This window comes from Burkholderia latens (assembly GCF_001718795.1).
GTDB classification, from domain to species: domain Bacteria; phylum Pseudomonadota; class Gammaproteobacteria; order Burkholderiales; family Burkholderiaceae; genus Burkholderia; species Burkholderia latens_A.
Genome location: NZ_CP013438.1, coordinates 1535684 through 1553458, shown reverse-complemented (window position 1 = coordinate 1553458; position 17775 = coordinate 1535684). Strand labels below are relative to the sequence as shown.

At 68.6% G+C, this 17775-nt stretch carries 15 protein-coding genes; 10 read left to right on the top strand and 5 right to left on the bottom strand.

Annotation, left to right across the window (positions count from 1 at the left end; all coding sequences use genetic code 11):
- The first annotated feature begins 3 nt into the window (after nt 1–3).
- Entirely contained in the window at nt 4–984 is a 981-nt protein-coding gene (locus WK25_RS26220) for an NAD-dependent epimerase/dehydratase family protein (RefSeq protein ID WP_069243160.1), read from the top strand.
- A gap of 87 nt (nt 985–1071) precedes the next feature.
- Here the strand turns inward: WK25_RS26220 and WK25_RS26215 are convergent, their stop codons facing one another.
- The 5 genes from WK25_RS26215 to WK25_RS26195 form a co-directional block, all read right to left on the bottom strand.
- The gene (locus tag WK25_RS26215; RefSeq protein ID WP_040140340.1) at nt 1072–1773 is read right to left on the bottom strand and encodes a DUF2848 domain-containing protein; all 702 of its coding nucleotides are present in this window, start codon (nt 1771–1773) and stop codon (nt 1072–1074) included.
- A gap of 50 nt (nt 1774–1823) precedes the next feature.
- Nucleotides 1824–3143: an MFS transporter gene (locus tag WK25_RS26210; protein ID WP_069243159.1), complete on the bottom strand. Its 1320-nt coding sequence runs from the start codon at nt 3141–3143 to the stop codon at nt 1824–1826.
- Nucleotides 3144–3254: 111 nt separating this feature from the next.
- A complete protein-coding gene (locus tag WK25_RS26205; protein WP_059548733.1) occupies nt 3255–3944 on the bottom strand; it encodes a DUF4286 family protein in 690 nt (229 codons plus the stop codon).
- 99 nt (nt 3945–4043) lie between these two features.
- Nucleotides 4044–5102 carry a LysR family transcriptional regulator gene (locus WK25_RS26200; protein ID WP_069243158.1) on the bottom strand — a complete coding sequence of 353 codons (1059 nt, stop codon included), beginning with the start codon at nt 5100–5102 and terminating at the stop codon, nt 4044–4046.
- 193 nt (nt 5103–5295) lie between these two features.
- Nucleotides 5296–6087 (bottom strand): SDR family NAD(P)-dependent oxidoreductase, encoded by a 792-nt coding sequence (locus WK25_RS26195; protein WP_069243157.1) that lies wholly within the window; start codon nt 6085–6087, stop codon nt 5296–5298.
- A 383-nt stretch (nt 6088–6470) separates the two neighbouring features.
- Between WK25_RS26195 and WK25_RS26190 the strand changes: the two genes are divergently transcribed.
- The 9 genes from WK25_RS26190 to WK25_RS26150 all read left to right on the top strand — a co-directional run bounded on the left by WK25_RS26190 (nt 6471) and on the right by WK25_RS26150 (nt 17765).
- On the top strand, nt 6471–7349 hold the full coding sequence (locus tag WK25_RS26190; protein WP_069243549.1) for a neutral zinc metallopeptidase: 879 nt from the start codon (nt 6471–6473) through the stop codon (nt 7347–7349).
- A 195-nt stretch (nt 7350–7544) separates the two neighbouring features.
- A complete protein-coding gene (locus tag WK25_RS26185; protein ID WP_069243156.1) occupies nt 7545–8288 on the top strand; it encodes a helix-turn-helix transcriptional regulator in 744 nt (247 codons plus the stop codon).
- 319 nt (nt 8289–8607) lie between these two features.
- Nucleotides 8608–10110 carry an aldehyde dehydrogenase family protein gene (locus tag WK25_RS26180; RefSeq protein ID WP_069243155.1) on the top strand — a complete coding sequence of 501 codons (1503 nt, stop codon included), beginning with the start codon at nt 8608–8610 and terminating at the stop codon, nt 10108–10110.
- An 82-nt stretch (nt 10111–10192) separates the two neighbouring features.
- Nucleotides 10193–11533: an aspartate aminotransferase family protein gene (locus WK25_RS26175; protein WP_069243154.1), complete on the top strand. Its 1341-nt coding sequence runs from the start codon at nt 10193–10195 to the stop codon at nt 11531–11533.
- A gap of 244 nt (nt 11534–11777) precedes the next feature.
- The gene (locus WK25_RS26170) at nt 11778–13280 is read left to right on the top strand and encodes an APC family permease (RefSeq protein WP_069243548.1); all 1503 of its coding nucleotides are present in this window, start codon (nt 11778–11780) and stop codon (nt 13278–13280) included.
- On the top strand, nt 13277–13879 hold the full coding sequence (locus tag WK25_RS26165) for a DUF3156 family protein (protein ID WP_069243153.1): 603 nt from the start codon (nt 13277–13279) through the stop codon (nt 13877–13879). Before WK25_RS26170 ends, WK25_RS26165 begins: the two co-directional genes overlap by 4 nt.
- A gap of 54 nt (nt 13880–13933) precedes the next feature.
- Nucleotides 13934–14872 (top strand): helix-turn-helix domain-containing protein, encoded by a 939-nt coding sequence (locus WK25_RS26160; RefSeq protein ID WP_040141204.1) that lies wholly within the window; start codon nt 13934–13936, stop codon nt 14870–14872.
- A gap of 169 nt (nt 14873–15041) precedes the next feature.
- Nucleotides 15042–16250: a porin gene (locus tag WK25_RS26155; RefSeq protein WP_069243152.1), complete on the top strand. Its 1209-nt coding sequence runs from the start codon at nt 15042–15044 to the stop codon at nt 16248–16250.
- A 276-nt stretch (nt 16251–16526) separates the two neighbouring features.
- A complete protein-coding gene (locus tag WK25_RS26150; protein ID WP_069243151.1) occupies nt 16527–17765 on the top strand; it encodes an ABC transporter substrate-binding protein in 1239 nt (412 codons plus the stop codon).
- Nucleotides 17766–17775: the final 10 nt, after the last annotated feature.

The following is a 17775-nucleotide window of genomic DNA, read 5'->3' as shown; positions in this document are numbered from 1 at the left end:
GCAATGACGGCGAACGCAGACGGGACGCAACGACAGGCACTCGTGCTTGGCGCGAGCGGAGGCATTGGCGGCGAGGTCGCGCGTCAATTGCGCGACGCCGGTTGGCAGGTTCGCGCACTCAAACGCGGGCTCGACGCCGACGCGGTCGAGCGCGACGGCATCGCCTGGATGCGCGGCGATGCGCTGGACCGCGAAGCGGTGGTCCGCGCGGCGCGCGGCTGCAGCGTGATCGTGCATGCGGTGAACCCGCCCGGCTACCGGAACTGGTCGACGCAGGTGCTGCCGATGCTCGACAACACGATCGCGGCGGCGACGCACGCACAGGCGACTGTCGTGCTGCCCGGGACGATCTACAACTTCGGGCCCGACGCGTTTCCGGTGCTGCACGAAGATGCGCCGCAGCATCCGGTGACGCGCAAGGGCGCGATCCGTGTCGAGATGGAACGGCGGTTGCAGGCGGCGACCGCGCTCGGCGTGCGGACGATCATCGTGCGGGCCGGTGACTTCTTCGGTGCGCACGCGGGCAACAACTGGTTCGGGCAGGGGCTGGTCAAGGCGGGGCGGCCCGTCGCGGCCATCAGCGTGCCGGGGCGGCCGGGCATCGGCCACCAATGGGCGTACCTGCCGGACGTCGCGCGTACGATGGTCGCGCTGGTCGAGCGGCGCGCGACGCTGGAACCGTTCGCGCGTTTCCATTTCGGCGGCCACTGGGACGCGGACGGCACGCAGATGGCACAAGCCGTGCGCCGCGTCGCGCAGCGGCACGGGATGCAGCCGGCGGTGCGGCGGTTTCCGTGGTGGCTCGTGTGGGCGGCCGCGCCGTTCGTCACGACGATGCGCGAGATGCTCGAAATGCGCTATCTGTGGCGTGAGCCGCAGCGCATGGACAACGCGCGCTTGACGGCGGAGCTGGGGCGCGAGCCGCTGACGCCGCTCGACGCGGCGGTCGAGACGACGCTGGCCGGGCTCGGCTGCTTGCCGTGACGGCGGCCGTCGCGTCGGACGGCGGAGATGCGCCGCAGGCGCGGGCGCGCCACATTCCGCCGATCGCCGGACGCGCGCCAGCGTGCGTCATGCCACGACGGGCAGCACGTCGACTGCATACCGGTGCCGCAGGCTGCGGCCGAGCACCGGATCGTGCAATTCCATCTCGAACGCATCACCGTCGTCCATCGTCGCGATCGCGCCGTGCACGGCAACGGTGCCGCCGAACATCGCGCAGCGTGCGGGCATCGTGCGCCGGTCGTCGAAGCGCTGCCACAGCGCTTCGGGAGCCAGCAATGCGCTGACTGCGCCGTGCTGGTAAGCGATGCGCTCGCCGTCGCGTTTGACGAGCCACGAACGCATTTCCAGCGCGTCCCAGTGATCGGCGACATCCGCATGGCGCCACGCGTCGCGGCCGAGCGGCTTCGCGCATACCTGTTTCGATACAGCGACGCCGTAGGCCTCGACTTCCCGATCCGTATGATCGGAGCCGACCGTGACCAGCGTGCCGATCGAGCTGTCGATCGACACGCATTCGATCTCGCCGCCCGAGCGCGCGCCGAGCACGCCGATCGACGCCGCCTGACTGAGCAGCGCGGACGACACGCGATAAAAGCACGGTGTGGTCGATGGCGGCGCGACACCGAGCGCCGCGAGTTCGTCGATGTGTGCGCGGATCGCCGCCGGGTCGCGACCGGCCCAGCCGGCGATCACGACGCGTTCGATGTCGACGTCGACGGCGGCCGGCGCGTCGTGCACGAGCATCACGTTGAACGACAGGGTTTGCATGCAGGTATCCGTTTGAAGTGCGAATGAATGAGGAGCGGCTGCCGCAACGCTCAATCGGCGAGCGGCCGATGCGCGGTCTCGCGCGCTGCGAGCAGTGCGATCGACGTCACGACGAGTGCGGCGGTCACGTACAGCGACACGGCCGTCGTCGTTCCGGTCTGGCGGAACAGCGCCGCGATCACGAGCGGCGCGAACCCGCCGCCAACGATGCCGGCGAGCGTGTACGCCAGCGACGAACCTGCGTAACGCACACGCGTCGGAAACTGTTCAGTGACGAACGCGCCTTGCGGGCCGTACATTACCGCATGGATCACCAGGCCGATCGCAACCGCTGCGACGATCGCCGCCGGCCGCGCGGAATCGAGCAGCACGAAGAACACGAACGCCCATACGATTCCCGCGATCGCGCCGCCGAGGTAGACGGGGCGGCGCCCCAGGCGGTCCGACAGCGCGCCGAAGAACGGCACGGCGAGCGCGTTGCATGCGGTGCCGATCATCACGGCGGTCAGCGCGACGGGGCGCGACAGGTGCAACACGGTCGTCACGTAGGTCAGCGTAAACACGACGATCAGCGCGTACAGCACGTCGGAGCCGATTCGCGAGCCGCCGGCGATCAGCAGGCGCCGCCAGTGGGACTTCAGCACTTCGGCGACGGGCACGTCGGCGGTCGCATGCGATTCGGCGAGCTGCTCGAACTGCGGCGTTTCATCGACGCCGCGCCGCACCCAGAAGCCGAACGCGACGAGCAGCGCGCTCGCCGCGAACGGCACGCGCCAGCCCCACGACAGGAAGTCGCCGGGCGTGGTGGACAGCGTCACGAGCGCGATGCAGCCGGTGCCGAGCAGCGTGCCGAACGACGGGCCGATCTGCGTCCATGATGCGGACAAGCCGCGCCGCTTCTGGTCGCCGTGCTCGACCGACAGCAGGACCGCGCCGGCCCATTCGCCGCCGAGCGCGACACCCTGCACGAAGCGCAGCGCGACGAGCAGGATCGGGCTCAGGATGCCGGCCTGCGCATAGGTTGGCAACACGCCCATCAGCGCGGTCGTCACGCCCATCAGCACGAGCGTGAGCATCAGCACCGCGCGCCGGCCGATGCGATCGCCGAGGTTGCCGAACACGAAACCGCCGAGCGGACGCGACACGTAGCCGACCGCATACGTCGAAAACGCGAGAATCGTGCCCGCCAGCGGATCGACCGACGGAAAGAACAGATGGTTGAAGACGAGTGCCGCGAGCGTGTTGTAGATCGTGAAGTCGTACCACTCGAGCGACGTGCCGATCATGCTCGCGGTCGCGAGTCGGCTGTTGCGGACGCGGCGGGGCGCGTGGGCGGCGGGCTGGGCGAGAGTGCTCATGGTATCGGGCATGTCGTGAAGGGATGACGGGATGACGGACGGCGCCTGAGCGGCTGGGTGCCCGGCGCCATGCGCCGGGCGCAGCGTTGCCGATGTGGCCGCGCGGCAGCGTCGGGTTCCGGTTCAGCCGGGGAGGTCTGCCGCGGCCGCGGCTTCCGCTTCGGCGTCGCGACGTGCAGCCGGCAGCGGCGCGGCGGCGCGCCACAGCAGATCGAACGTGCGCACGTCGCCGTGGCCGGCGATTGCTGCGGCGACGCGGCGCGTGGCCGCGGCGTCGCTGCCTTCGATCAGCACGAGCGCATCGGCGTCCGGACGCGTGGCCGCATCGGCGCCGATCGGCGCGGACAGTTCCGGCACGGTACGGAACAATCGCGTCGCATGGATGCCGGGTTCGCGCAGCGCCACGTCGAAGCGTTCACGCAGGTGCGGCACGTCGATGCGCTCCGGCGGCACCACGAACAGCGCGAGATGGATGCCTTCGCCGTCGCCGGCCTCGAGCGTCAGGTCGCCGACGCGCCGCTGCGTGCCCGTCATCCGTTCGAAGTTCGCGAGCGACCACGCGGTCTGCTGCGTGAACGCGCGCCGGTACGCGTCGCTGCGGAACACGTCGAGCGTCTCCGTCACGTACAGCGCGAGATATTTGCGCGGGCCGCCGTCGGTTGCGCGAAACCGCCGCGCATGCGTGAAGCCGGGAATCGCGACACGCTCCTGCATATGCTCGCGGTCGTACCAAGCATTGAAATCGGCTTCGTGCGCGGGATCGATGTCCGTCCAGACGCAGAGCTGGCCGTGCGGAAGGGAAGGGCGGGTCATTGCGGGTTCCTTGCGACGCGGTGTGTCAGGAACTGCAGTGTCCCGAAGACGGGGCGCGCCCGTCCAACAAGAAAACAAATTCGCGGTGAACAGGTTTTCTTATGAGCGGCGCGGACGGCGTTTCGCAGCGGCGGCGGGCGGTGCGGATGCGGGCGCGCGCTTTGCCGCCGCGGCCACGGTGCCGGCCGTTGCGTTGGTGTTGGCCGCCGTGCGGGCACGCGTGTCGCTGATGACGCCGGCATCGGCCGTTACCACCGCCGACGGTTTCACTTGTCCCGCCGCGGCCGGCATTGCGCGCGCCACTTCGCTCGCCAGCTCCGCGATGCGCGCGGCGACCGGCAGCCCTTGCGTGCGATACGACGCGACGAGTGGCAGCGCAGGGAATTCCGGTTCGACGTCGAGCAGTTCGAGCGTGCCTTCGTGCAACTCGCGGCCGATGATCGCGGGCGGCAGTGCGGCCACGCCGAAGCCGTCGGCGACGAGCCGGATCATCGCGGCGACCGACGTGATGCAGTTGATGCTGGCCGGCCGCTCGACGGCCGCGAACAGCCGCTCGATCGTCGCATGCGGCCCCGAATGGCGCGAGAAGCTGATGATCGGATATGCGGCGAGCTGCGCGACGCCGAGCCGTTTGCCGCCGAGCCCGACGCGCGGGCTCGCGACCCAGCGCACCGGGAATTCGCACAGCGGCAGATTGGTGAAGTCGGGGCCCGGCACAGGATCGGTCTGCAGGATCAGGTCGACGCCGTCGGTACTCATCAGGCGGATCAGGTGCAGCGTGGTGTCGCTCGTGATCTCGACGTCGAGGCGCGGATAGCGCTCGCGCAGTTGCGCCATCAGCGCCGGAAACCAGCTGTGCACGATCGATTCGATCACGCCGATCCGGATCAGGCCCGCGTCGCTTGCCGCGTCGATATCGCGCCGCATCTCGCTGTCGAGCCGCACGATCCGTTCCGCGTACGCGAGCATGCGCCGCCCCGCGGGCGTGAGCGTGGCCGAGCGCGTGTTGCGGTCGAACAGCCGCACGTCGAACGCCTCTTCCAGCGACGCGATGCGGCTCGACACGGCCGCCTGCGTCGTGTGCAGTTTCTCGGCGGTGAGACGGAAGTTTTCCAGCTTCGCGAGCCAGACGAAGGTTTCCAGGAACCGGATGTTCATCGAAGTCCGAACGGTGAGGCCGTGCCGCGCTGCGGCGGGATCGGTCGATGTTAGCGGATTTCGGGCGCGGGACAGTAGCGAAGCGCGCACCCGCTCACGCGCGGGCGAACCGCCGACGGGCAGGATGCCGCGCGCCGAACGTCGCGCGTTCATGCGCCATGACGCAGCGTGCGGATAGGTGCGGTTGCCGGCGTCACAGCTTGTCGAACGCGAGCGTCGGCACGTCGACGACCGTCGCGCCGCCGTCGGCGACGAGCGTCGCGCCGCTGACGAACGACGCGTCGGGCGACGCGAGGAACGCGCACACGGCCGCGATCTCGTCCGGATCGGCCGCGCGCCGCAGCGGCACGTCGGCACTGACGCGTGCATAGGCCGCATCGAGCGTATCGCCGTATGCGGACATCAGCGGCGCCATTTCCGCATCGGCCATCGGCGTGCGGACCCACCCGGGGCACACCGCGTTCGCGCGCACGCCGTGCGGTCCGTAGTCGCGGGCGAGCGAACGTGCGAGGCCGAGCAACGCGTGCTTGCCGACCGTATAGGCGCACACGCCGGGACCGGCCGCGAGCGCGGCGATCGACGCGACCAGCACGATGCTGCCGCGCTGCGCGATCAGGTCAGGCAAGCACGCGCGTGCACTGGCGAATGCGGTGTCGAGATTCGCATGGATCGCATCGCGCCATTGCGCGTCCCCGGTTTCGCCGGCGCGGCCGAGACCGTGGCCGCCCGCGCAGGCGATCAGCGAATCGATGGGGCCGAATCGCGCGGCGATCTCCGGCAGGAAACGCGCCCAGTCGGCCGCGTTCGCGGCGTCGCCGGCGAGCGCCAGCCCGCCGAGTTCGGCGGCGAGCGCGTCCAGCGGCGCCCGGCGCCGGCCGAGCAGCACGACGCGGTCGCCGCGGGCCGCGAAGCGGCGTGCGCACGCGGCGCCGATACCGGTGCCTGCGCCGGTGATCGCGATCGTACGAGGGCGAGGGTGCGTCATGTCGTTCTCCGGAAGGGACGTTTCCGGTCACTCTAGGCGGTGCCCGCGCACGCCGGTATCCGCCGAACGGATGAATGCGATGCGGCATTTTGCAAAGGCTGACGATGTTCTGCGCCGAATCGCTCTATCCTCCGTATTTTTGCGACAAGTCGCAAAAGCCCGGCAAAATAGGCGCGGGCGAGCCCGCGCATCGACGTACGGCGCGCCGGCCCCGGCCAATTCCGTCGTGCAAGCGGAGCGGCCGGCGCTGCGATCGGCGCATGCCGCGCGAGCGTGCGCGGTGCGGATCGATCGCATTGGCCGATGATGAACGTCGCGGCGACGGGTCGCCCGGCTGCGCATCGCGCGGCCGGACCATCGACGAGAACAGGGAGGGGCCGGCAATGAGGCTGGACGACGAGAGAGAAAGCATGAACGTCGAGGATCGCCGCGGCGGCGGCGGCTTCGGCGGCGGGCGCGCGACCATCGGCATCGGCACGATCGTGGTCGCGCTCGCTGCATCGTATTTCTTCGGGATCGACCCGCGCGTCGTGCTCGAAGGCGCATCGGCGCTGCAAGGGCGGCAGCAGCAGGCGCAAACCGCGCCGACGCAACGCCAGGGCGCGCAGGCGAACGATCCCGGCGCGGTGTTCACGCGCAAGGTGCTCGGCAACATCGAGCGGACGTGGTCGGGCGTGTTCAACACGCAGCTGCACGCGCAGTACGAGCCGCCGAAGCTCGTGATGTTCACGAACTCGACGCCGACCGCGTGCGGCACCGGCCAGACCGCAATGGGGCCGTTTTACTGTCCGGCCGACCGCAAGGTGTATATCGATCTCGGCTTCTACGACGAGCTGCGCAAGCGATTCGGCGCGGGTGGCGATTTCGCGCAGGCGTATGTGATCGCGCATGAAGTCGGCCATCACGTGCAGAACCTGCTCGGCATTTCCGACAAGGTCGACGCCGCGCGCCGGCGTTCGAGCGAAGCGCGCTCGAACGCGCTGTCGGTGCGGATGGAGCTGCAGGCCGACTGCCTGGCCGGCGTATGGGCGAACAACGCGCAACGTGCAAACCAGCATCTGATGGAGCCCGGCGATTTCGAGGAGGGGCTAAGGGCGGCCGCCGCGATCGGCGACGACCGGCTGCAGCAGCAAGGTCAGGGCTATGTCGTGCCGGAGAGTTTCACGCACGGCTCGAGTGAGCAGCGCGTGTACTGGCTGCGGCGCGGGATGGAGTCGGGTGAGGTCAGCGCGTGCGACACGTTCGCCGCGAACGCGCACTGATACGAGCGCGAATCTGGATTCAGACCGGCCGCGCCGTGCGCGCACGCTGCTGCGCCGTCAGCGCGATAGCGCGGGCCGGCCGCGCCCCGCGCCCTGCCATCCCGAGACGAATTGCCGATTCGTGCTCACCGGTCAATTGCGGCGCCGGTAGGCTGGCGCGAACTCAGACGCGTCCGGCCGCCGGCCGCTCCAGCCATGCAGATTCCGCTCCCGATCCCACCCGTTACTGCCGCCGGCGACTGCGCCGACTGGCCGCGCGCGCTGCGTGCATGCGTCGCTGCGTTCGACGCGTTCGCGAGCCCGTCCGCGATCGTGTTCTACCGGCTCGACCTGAGCGGCGAGCCCGCCGATTTCGAGCTGTTCGGAATGCCGGAGTCAATGCATCGCACTTACCTCGCGCGTTACCGGATGCTCGATCCGCTGCATCCGTCGCGTTGCGCGGCGGCCGAGCCCGCGGTCGTGACGCTCGCGTCCCAATTGCCTGACGAAAGACGCGACGCGTCCGCGTACTGGACCCGTTTCCTGCGGCGACACGACGTGGCCGACGTCGTCGAAGTCTGGCTGCGCGACGACGCGTGCCGCACGGTCGGCGCGTTTTCGCTATTGCGCTTCGGCACCGGCGACGCAGACGGCAACAGCCCGGCTGGCCGTTTCGCGCCGGCCGAGATCGATGCGCTCGCGCGGCTGCAGCCGGTCGCCGAAGCCGCGCTGGCGCCGCTGCTGCGCGCGCGGCGCGGCATTCACCGGATCGGCTGCGAGGAGCGGCTGACGTATCGCGAGGAACAGATCGCACGCCTGGTGCGCGACGGCCGCTCGAACAAGGCGATCGCACGAGATCTCGCGCTCGGCCAGACGACGATCAAGACGCACCTGATGCGCATGTACCGCAAGCTCGGTGTGTCGAACCGCACCGAACTGGTCGGCGCATTGTTCCTGTAATTTCCCGCGCACCGCGCACCGCGCACCGCGCACCCCGCACCCCGCACCCCGCACCCCGCACCCCGCACCCCGCACCCCGCACCCCGCACCCCGCACCCCGCACGCTCACGTCCACCTCGTGCCGCATTGTTAGTCCGACGATGACTCGGAGCCCATGCGCCGCCGTGCCTGCGTCAGTGTCATCCACATGTCGAGTGCGTGTCGGTTGCCGATGCGCTGCCAATTTGCGCTCACCGGGCGCGTGACCGCGTCGATACAGTGGTCCGAAAACCGCGTGCCGAAGCGCATGCGGCCCGCCACGACAACTATCGGGACGCCCATGACCACCACGAACCACGTCGCCGTGAGCGACACCGTGCGCACCTTCCTCGCACGTGACTTCGGCCTTTTCATCGACGGTCGAATGCAGCCCGCGCATGCGGCCGCGCGCGTTGACGTGTACGACCCGGCGACGGCCGAGCGTCTCGCGACGGTTCCGGATGCCGACGCGGAAGACGTCGGCCGCGCGGTCGCGAGTGCGAAGCACGCATTCGACACGCGCGTGTGGAGCGGGCTGCGCCCTGCGGACCGCGAGCGCATCCTGCTGAAGCTCGCCGACCTGATCGAAGCCGACGCCGAAACGCTCGCGCAACTCGAAACGCTGAATCAGGGCAAGTCGATCCACGTGTCGCGCGCGATCGAAGTCGGCGCGACCGTCGAATACGTGCGTTACATGGCCGGCTGGGCCACGAAGATCACCGGCCAGACGCTCGACGTGTCGATCCCGTTCCCGCCCGGCACGCGCTACACGGCCTATACGCGCAAGGAACCCGTCGGCGTGGTCGCGGCGATCGTGCCGTGGAATTTCCCGCTGATGATCGCCGTGTGGAAACTGATTCCGGCGCTCGCGGCCGGCTGCACGATCGTGCTGAAGCCGTCGCCGGAAACGCCGCTGACCGCGCTGCGCGTCGCCGAACTCGCACGCGAAGCCGGCGTGCCGCCCGGCGTGTTCAACGTCGTCACCGGCGGCCGCGTCTGTGGCGCCGCATTGTCGAGTCACCCGGCGGTCGCGAAGATCTCATTCACCGGCTCGACCGCGACCGGCAAGCTGGTCGGCGCGGCGGCCGTGCAGAACATGACGCGCTTCTCGCTCGAACTCGGCGGCAAGAACCCGATCGTGATGCTCGACGACGTCGACGTCGCACAGGCGCTCGACGGCGTCGCCGCCGGTGCGTTCTTCAACCAGGGCCAGGTGTGCGCGGCCGCGTCGCGCATCTACGTGCACCGCAGCCGGTTCGCGCAACTCGCGGACGGCCTCGCAGGCGTCGCGCGGTCGATGAAGCTCGGCGCGGGCCTCGACACGACCGCGCAGATCAACCCGCTCGTCTCCGCGCACCATCGTGACAAGGTGCGCCAGCACATCGAAGGCGCGCGCCGCGCGGGTCTCACGTTCCTGGCGGGCGGCACGCCCGTCGACGATCTGCCCGGCTACTACGTGCGGCCGACCGTGATCGCCGATCCGCCGCCGGACAGCGCGATCGTGCGCGACGAAGTGTTCGGCCCCGTGATCGTCGTCGTGCCGTTCGACGATGCAGCCGACGCGGTGCGTCTCGCGAACGCGTCGCCGTACGGGCTCGCCGCGAGCATCTGGAGCAACGACCTGAAGCGCGTGATGAACCTCGTTCCGCAGATCGAGGCCGGCACCGTATGGGTGAACTGCCACGTTCCGCTCGACCCGTCGATGCCGTTCGGCGGCTACAAGCAATCGGGCATCGGTCGGGAGTTCGGCCAATACGCGATCGAAGGCTTCACCGAAACCAAATCCGTCTGCATCGCGCACTGACGCGCGGGCCGATCCAGGCGCCGCAAAAAACCGCGAAAAGCCGCAAACACCGCACAAACCGATCCGAAAAGTGGAGATTGCAATGAGCTATAACGAAGCGAAGTTCTGGCACCCGATGCTGCATCCGAACGAAATGAAACAGCGCAAGCCGATCCGCATCGTGCGCGGCGACGGCTGCTACGTGTTCGACGAAACCGGCAAGCAGCTGGTCGACGGCGTCGCAGGGCTGTGGAACGTGAACGTCGGGCACAACCGGCAGGAAGTGAAGGACGCGATCGTGCGCCAGCTCGACGAGCTCGAATACTTTCAGCTGTTCGACGGCATCTCGCATCCGCGCGCGGAAGAGCTGTCGAAGAAGCTGGTCGACATGATGGAGCCGGAAGGGATGCGCCGGGTGCTGTACAGCTCGGGCGGCTCGGATTCGATCGAAACCGCGTTGAAAATTGCGCGCCAGTACTGGAAGGTTCGCGGCCAGGCCGACCGCACGAAATTCATCTCGCTGAAGCAGGGTTATCACGGCACGCACTTCGGCGGTGCGTCGGTGAACGGCAACACGGTGTTCCGCCGCAACTACGAGCCGAACCTGCCGGGCTGCTTCCATGTCGAGACGCCGTGGCTGTATCGCAATCCGTTCACGCAGGATCCCGAGGAACTCGGCCGGATCTGTGCGGAAATGCTGGAGCGCGAGATCCAGTTCCAGAGCCCGGACACGGTCGCCGCGTTCATCGCCGAGCCGGTGCAGGGCGCAGGCGGCGTGATCGTGCCGCCGGCCAATTACTGGCCGCTCGTGCGCGAGGTGTGCGACCGCTACGGCGTGCTGCTGATCGCCGACGAGGTCGTGACGGGCTTCGGCCGCAGCGGCAGCCTGTTCGGCAGCCGCGGTTGGGGCGTGCGCCCGGACATCATGTGTCTCGCGAAGGGGATCTCGTCCGGCTACGTGCCGCTCGGCGCGACGGCCGTGAACGCGCGGATCGAGGATGCATTCGCCGCGAACGCGGATTTCGGCGGCGCGATCATGCACGGCTACACGTATGCAGGGCATCCGGTCGCGTGCGCGGCCGCGATCGCGAGCCTCGACATCGTCGTGAACGAGGATCTGCCGGCGAACGCGGCGAAGCAGGGCGCGTATCTGCTCGAAGCGCTGCGGTCGTTCCCGGAGCGCTTCGCGGCGGTCGGCGAGGTGCGCGGCAAGGGACTGATGCTCGCGCTCGACCTCGTTGCGAACAAGCAGACGCGCGAGCCGATCGATCCGCTGTCCGGCTATGCAAACGCGGTCGCCGAAGTCGCGCGCGAACACGGCGTGCTGGTGCGCCCGGTTGGCACGAAAATCATCCTGTCGCCGCCGCTCGTGATCCAGCGCGAGCAGCTCGACCGGATCGTCGATGCACTTGCCGCGGGCTTCAACGCCGTGCCGTTTGCATGACGGCGTGAGCGTGTGACGACGAACCGGCGGTGGAGGGCGGGATAACCCGCTGCCCACTGCCGGTTTGCCGATTTGCGCTATGACGGGCTTATTTTGCCTGCGTATTTTTTCGACTTCGGAGCAGGATTGGACCGGGCGGGGCCGGATGGTGAAGCGCGGAAGCGCCGGCCCCGGCCGATCGTGAAACATGGAGCCGGAGCGGCGCCGCAGCGGCGGCGCCGGCCGATACTGGAAGGAGACGAGGATGTCGGGATGGTCTGGATTGACCGGCGCCGCGGGCGATACGCCCGCCGGCGGGCCGGCTGAAGCGGGCGGCGGCGCGGTGCTGAAGGCGGGCGCGGTCGGTTTTCCGACGGCGCTCGCCAGCGCGGTGGGCCTGATCATGGCGAGCCCGGTGATTCTCACCGCGACGTCGGGTTTCGGGATGGGCGGCTGGGCGTTCGCGGTCGCGATGATCATCGCGTTCGTGATGATGCAGGCGCAGGCGACGACGTTCTCCGAAGCCGCCGCGATGCTGCCGACGGCCGGCTCGGTTTACGATTACCTGTCGTGCGGGCTCGGCCGCTTCTGGGCGATCACCGGCACGATTTCCGCGTACTTCCTCGTGCACGTGTTCGCCGGCACCGCGGAGACGATCCTGAGCGGGATCATGGCGCTCGTGAACTTCGAGTCGCTGAACGCCGCGTTCGAGAAGCACAACAGCGCGTGGCTCGTCGGCGTCGGCCTCGTGGTCACGTTCGCGATTACCAACATCATCGGCATCAAGGTGTTCAGCAAACTCGAGGTCGTACTGACCGCCGGCATGTGGCTGTCGCTGATGATCTTCGGGATTCTCGGCCTCGCGGCCGAGCCGGCCGTGCATCTCGACGGCTGGTTCGGCGGATCGGAAATCGGCACGTCGGCGCCGGCCGTGTTGTCGCTGGTCGGGATGGCGATGTTCATGTTCGTCGGCTGCGAGTTCGTCACGCCGCTCGCGCCTGAAATGAAAGCGCCGGGGCGCACGATTCCGCGCGCGATGGCGATCGGCCTCGTTGGCGTCGCGGTCTGCATGTTCCTGTACGGCGCGGCGATCCGTCGCCAGGTCGCGAACGTGCCGGTGAGCCCGGACGGCCTCACGCACCTGCTCGACACGCCGGGCGCGATTCCCGCGTTCGCGCTGCAGGTGCTCGGGCCGTTCGGGCGGATCTGGTTCGGCATCGCGTTCCTGTGCGCAGGCGCCGCGACGATCAACACGCTGATGGCCGGACTGCCGCGCATCCTGTACGGGATGGCGATCGACGGCGCGCTGCCGCGCTGCTTCGCGTATCTGCATCCGCGCTTCAAGACGCCGGTGGTTGGCATCGTCGCATCGGCGATCGTGCCGATCTTCCATGCATGGCTGATCAACGGCAATCTCGACAGCATCCTGCACCTTGTGCTCGCCGCGACCTGCGCGTGGGGTACCGCTTACCTCCTCGTCACCGCGTCGGTCGTGATGCTGCGGATCCGCCGGCCGGACCTGCCGCGTCCGTATCGATCGCCGTGGTTCCCGCTGCCGCAGATCGTGTCCAGCGTCGGCATCGTGCTCGCGATCTGGTATATCACGCCGCCCGGCATGAACGCACGCGACATCTACGTGCCGTTCGGCGCGATGCTCGGGCTAACCGCGCTGTATGCGCTGTTCTGGACGCTCGTCGTGCAGCGTCGGCATCCGTTCAAGCCGGTGCCGGTCGAGGAAGTGCTGCGCAACGAGCACGTCGCATCGTGAAGGCCGTGCTCGCGTGGTGGCGCGCGTCGCCCGATGCGCGGCCGCCCGGTTACCGGCCGGGCACGGTCGTCGCGCGCGTGCTGACCGACCTGCGCGCGGTGCGCGATTCGAATGGCGGCGCGGGCGCAACGGCAACCGCCGTTGCTGCCCGGCTGCCGAATGGCGTGCACGTGAACATCGCGGAGCGCGCCGATCGCCAGTTTCTGATGCATACCGTCAGCGTGCAGGTATCGGCGGCGGCGCGCGGTCCGGCCGGACACGGCCACGCGCGCATCGTGCAGACCGGCTGGCTGCGGCGCACCGGAATCGCCGCCACGCCGCTGCCCGGCTGCGACCCCGCGTTCGTGCGCGCCGTGTCGGCAATCGTCGCGCAGCCGGCAGTAATCGATGCGTTGCGCCCGCTGCACGTGACCGGCTGCACCATCGCCGCGTGCGACGGCCGATGGACGCTCGACGTTGCGCCGTTCGGCGGCAGCGAGGTCGTGAACCGGATGCCGTCGTTTCGCCGCTACGTGCGGCTCACCGGCGAGCAGGCCGCCGCGCTGTCGGCCGCGTGTGCGGCATTCGAAACTGCGCTGCGCGGAATTTTGCGGGGGTAAGCTGTGACGCTGCGCGCTGCGCAACGCGGATTCAGGGTTTTACCGGAGATGCCGATGCTGTTTCAGTCACGCTCACACGAAGACGTGCACGACCACGGGCTCGCGATCGCGGGCTGGCATCAGGTGTACCGCCAGATGACGCCGGGCCGGTTCAAGGGCACCGTCACGCAGGTGCTGTACGACGATTTCCATTTCTTTCGCGAGACGACCAATCGGCGCGTCGCGCAAACCGGCCTCGCGCCGCACGCGCGCACGTCGCTCGCGGTGCCGTTGTCGGTGCCGCTCGCCGGCACGTTCCAGGGGCAGCCGGTCGACGGCTATGCGCTGCTCGCGTTGCGCGCCGGCGAGGATTTCGAATTCCATACGCCTGAAGGAATGGGACTCGTGGGGATCAGCGCCGCGTCCGACATGATCGACGAACTGTGCGAGGCCGAATTCGGCGCGGCCGGCGCGCGCAAGCTGCGGCACGTGACGCGGCTGTCGGACGCGCAGGGCGTCGCGCTCGGCGCGCGGCTGTCGTCGCTGATCGACGACGCGCAGCGCAACCCCGGCTGCCTCGAATACGCGGCCACCCGCAAGATGTTCCGCGATGCGATGCTCGGCATGTTCCTCGATGCGCTCGAGCAGGGCATTGGCGTCGAGCGCCGCGACATCACGCATGCTACGTACAGCGATATCGTCAGCCGTTGCGAGAAGCACTTGCGCGATCGGCCCGAGGAGCCCGTCACCGTGCTCGAGCTGTGCCGCGCGCTGCGTTGCAGCCGCCGCACGTTGCAGACGAGCTTCCAGCGCGTCGCCGACGTCACGCCGGTTGGCTATCTGCGCACGATCCGGCTGAACGCGGTACGGCGCCTGCTGCGCACGACGTCCGCGCAGCAGCTTGGCGTCGGCGAGGCCGCCGCGAGCTGGGGCTTCACGCATCTCGGCTATTTCGCGCGCGAGTATCGCGACCTGTTCGGCGAACTGCCGTCGCAAACCTTGCGACCCGAATGACGCCGTCGTGCCGCGACGGCGCCGCCCGGCGCCGTCACCAATCAATCGCCGCTTCACCGTTTGCTGATTTGGGATAGGGGTCCGAAATTTTCGCTGGATAAAGTCCTGTCACCCATATCGGCAACCCATCGGTCTGTAGTGCAAACCGATGACAACAGAGGGGCGGGACATGACGATCGGACGACGACTGGCCGCGACTGCGGCGGCGCTGGGCTGCATGCACGCACACGCGCAGACCGCCGGCAGCGTGACGCTGTACGGCACGGTGGACACCGGCATCATCTATTCGACGAACCAGCAGTTCACGCGCGCCGACGGCAGCACGGGCGGCGGCCATGCGTGGCAGATGGGCGGCGGCAACCTCGTGCCGTCGCGCTTCGGGTTCCAGGGTGCCGAGCCGCTCGGCGGCGGGCTCGATGCGGTGTTTACGCTGGAGCAACAGTTCCTTTCCGCAAACGGGCAGGCGCTGCAGGGCGGCTCCGCATTCAGCCGGCAGGCGTGGGTCGGGCTGCGCCAGGACGGGATCGGCACGCTCGGTCTCGGCCGGCAGTACGACTCGTATACGGACATGCTCGGCACTTACGTGTCGAGCAACAACTGGTCGACCCCGTACGGATCGCATCTCGGCGACGTCGACAACCTGAACGCCGCATTCAACTTCAACAACGCGGTGAAGTTCACCAGCGCCGACTTCAACGGCCTGACGTTCGGCGGCACGTTCAGCTTCGGCGGCCGGGCCGGCGATTTTTCCGCAAAGCGCGGCTATGCGGTCGCCACAACCTACGCGCGCGCGCCGGTCGCGTTCTCCGTCGGCTATCTCGACCTGCATCAGCCGCTCGATGCGGCGCTCGGCGGCGCGAACGGCTATATCGGCGACTTCGCGTGCAGCAACGCGGGCGCGATGTACTGCCTGCTGCAGGACGCCGGCTCGATGCGCGCATTCGGCGCGGGCGGCTCGGTCACACTCGGTGCCGCGACGGCCGCGCTCACTTACACGCACACGCGCGTCGATGACAGCCGCTATTTCTCGACCGGCGCGCAGCCGCGCACGCAGGCGTTCACGTTCGATATCGGCGAGCTGAACGTCACGTACATGTTCACGCCCGCGCTGCAGGGCGGTGTCGCGTACATCTTCAACGCCGCGCACACCGACGGCCGCGGCACGACGCGCTTTCATCAGGTGAACGTCGGCACGAACTACAGCCTGTCGAAGCGCACCGCGCTGTACGCGGTCGCGATCGGCCAGATCGCGAGCGGCCGGGGGCTCGGCGCCGACGCGAACGGCAACGCGGTGAACTACGCGCAGATCCCCGTGCTCGCGAACAGCAATTCGAGTCGGCAGCTCGCGGTAATGGCCGGCATTCGTGTGAACTTTTGACGCCGGGTGCGGGCGGCGGCACGTGGGTCGCGTGCCGCCGCGCTGCACCCGCGTTGAGCGGCCGGCCCGTGCGTTCGATGGAAGTCGATGCTTGAAAAAAACATCCGGATGCCCGACCGAATGGGCGTGAATCCGCCGAACGCGCGCGTCGGTTTGACGAGCTTGCGGCTTGCCACAATACCTTCACGGTCTGCATGAACAATGGCGACGCTTCAGCATTGCACACGTGTGCAATGCACGACCGTTGCCTTCCATACGCCGACCGGGAGAGACCACATGACCCTGCTGAGCCGCCTGCGCGCGCTGTCCGCCGCCGTTGCGCTGTCCGTTGTCGCCGCGCACGCCTGCGCGGCGGATCTCGTCATCGCAGGCCGCGACGACATCTACGGCAAAGGGCTCGCCGACGCCGTCGCCGGTTTCACCAGGCTGCATCCGGGCACCGACATCGAGCTGCTGAAGCTGCCGAACGCGAACCTGTACCAGAAGCTGAAGCTGTCGATGCGCGAAGGCACCGGCACGTACGACCTCGTGATGATGGACGACACGTGGGCGCCTGAATTCATCGGCAACGGCTGGCTGAAGCCGTTGCCCGCATCGCTGGCCGACGCCGATCTCGTGCCTTCGGCGCTCGCGCTCGGCCGGAATGCGGGGGGCGTCCTGTACGCGCTGCCGATCGTCGGCAACGTCGAGATGTTCGCGTACCGGAAGGATCTGCTCGCGAAGTACAAGCTGCAACCGCCGCGCAACTGGGACGACGTGCTGAAGATCGCGCAGACCGTCGGCGGCGCGGACAAGAGCGTGTCGGGCGTCGTGTTCCGCGGCACCAAGGGCAACCCGGTCGTGACCGGCTTCCTGCCGATCCTGTGGGCGTATGGCGGCGATGTGTTCGACCGTGCCGGCAACGTGACGATCGATTCGCGCGAGTCGCAAGCTGCGCTGAAAACCTTCGTTGCGCTGAAGGCCTCGGCACCGAAGGACGTCGACGTGTATGGCGCCGCCGAAGTGCGCGACGCACTGCAGCGCGGCACCGCCGCGCAATCGATCGAAGTGTGGCCCGCATGGATTCCGGCGCTGGACGACCCGAAGCAGTCGCGCGTGGTCGGGCAGATCGCACTGCAGCCGCCGCCAGGACAGACGGCGGGTCCGGCGCCGATGCTCGGCATCTGGCAAATGGGCGTTCCGAAGGATGCGCCGCACGCGAAGCTCGCGCAGGAATTTCTCGCATACCTGAGCGCGCGCGACACGCAAACACGTCTTGCGGGAATCGGCATTCCGCCGACGCGCCGCAGTGTGTTCAACGATCCGGCACTGGTGCGCCAGTACCGCTGGTATCCCGATCAGCTGAAGGCGCTCGAAGCCGGTCGCGCGCGGCCGCGCGTGAAGGACTGGCAGCAGGTCGAAAGCATTCTCGGCGACCAGTTGCAGCTCGCGCTGACCGGTCAGGCGGCTCCCGACGCCGCGCTGCATCAGGCGCAGCAGAAGATCGCGCAGGCGATGGCAACGGCCGCCAAATGACGGCCCGCCG

Coding starts and splice junctions, on each gene's coding strand:
- WK25_RS26220 (WP_069243160.1), top strand. CDS start 4: ATGACGGCGAACGCAGACGGGACGCAACGACAGGCACTCGTGCTTGGC.
- WK25_RS26215 (WP_040140340.1), bottom strand. CDS start 1,773: ATGCAAACCCTGTCGTTCAACGTGATGCTCGTGCACGACGCGCCGGCC.
- WK25_RS26210 (WP_069243159.1), bottom strand. CDS start 3,143: ATGCCCGATACCATGAGCACTCTCGCCCAGCCCGCCGCCCACGCGCCC.
- WK25_RS26205 (WP_059548733.1), bottom strand. CDS start 3,944: ATGACCCGCCCTTCCCTTCCGCACGGCCAGCTCTGCGTCTGGACGGAC.
- WK25_RS26200 (WP_069243158.1), bottom strand. CDS start 5,102: ATGAACATCCGGTTCCTGGAAACCTTCGTCTGGCTCGCGAAGCTGGAA.
- WK25_RS26195 (WP_069243157.1), bottom strand. CDS start 6,087: ATGACGCACCCTCGCCCTCGTACGATCGCGATCACCGGCGCAGGCACC.
- WK25_RS26190 (WP_069243549.1), top strand. CDS start 6,471: ATGAGGCTGGACGACGAGAGAGAAAGCATGAACGTCGAGGATCGCCGC.
- WK25_RS26185 (WP_069243156.1), top strand. CDS start 7,545: ATGCAGATTCCGCTCCCGATCCCACCCGTTACTGCCGCCGGCGACTGC.
- WK25_RS26180 (WP_069243155.1), top strand. CDS start 8,608: ATGACCACCACGAACCACGTCGCCGTGAGCGACACCGTGCGCACCTTC.
- WK25_RS26175 (WP_069243154.1), top strand. CDS start 10,193: ATGAGCTATAACGAAGCGAAGTTCTGGCACCCGATGCTGCATCCGAAC.
- WK25_RS26170 (WP_069243548.1), top strand. CDS start 11,778: ATGTCGGGATGGTCTGGATTGACCGGCGCCGCGGGCGATACGCCCGCC.
- WK25_RS26160 (WP_040141204.1), top strand. CDS start 13,934: ATGCTGTTTCAGTCACGCTCACACGAAGACGTGCACGACCACGGGCTC.
- WK25_RS26155 (WP_069243152.1), top strand. CDS start 15,042: ATGACGATCGGACGACGACTGGCCGCGACTGCGGCGGCGCTGGGCTGC.
- WK25_RS26150 (WP_069243151.1), top strand. CDS start 16,527: ATGACCCTGCTGAGCCGCCTGCGCGCGCTGTCCGCCGCCGTTGCGCTG.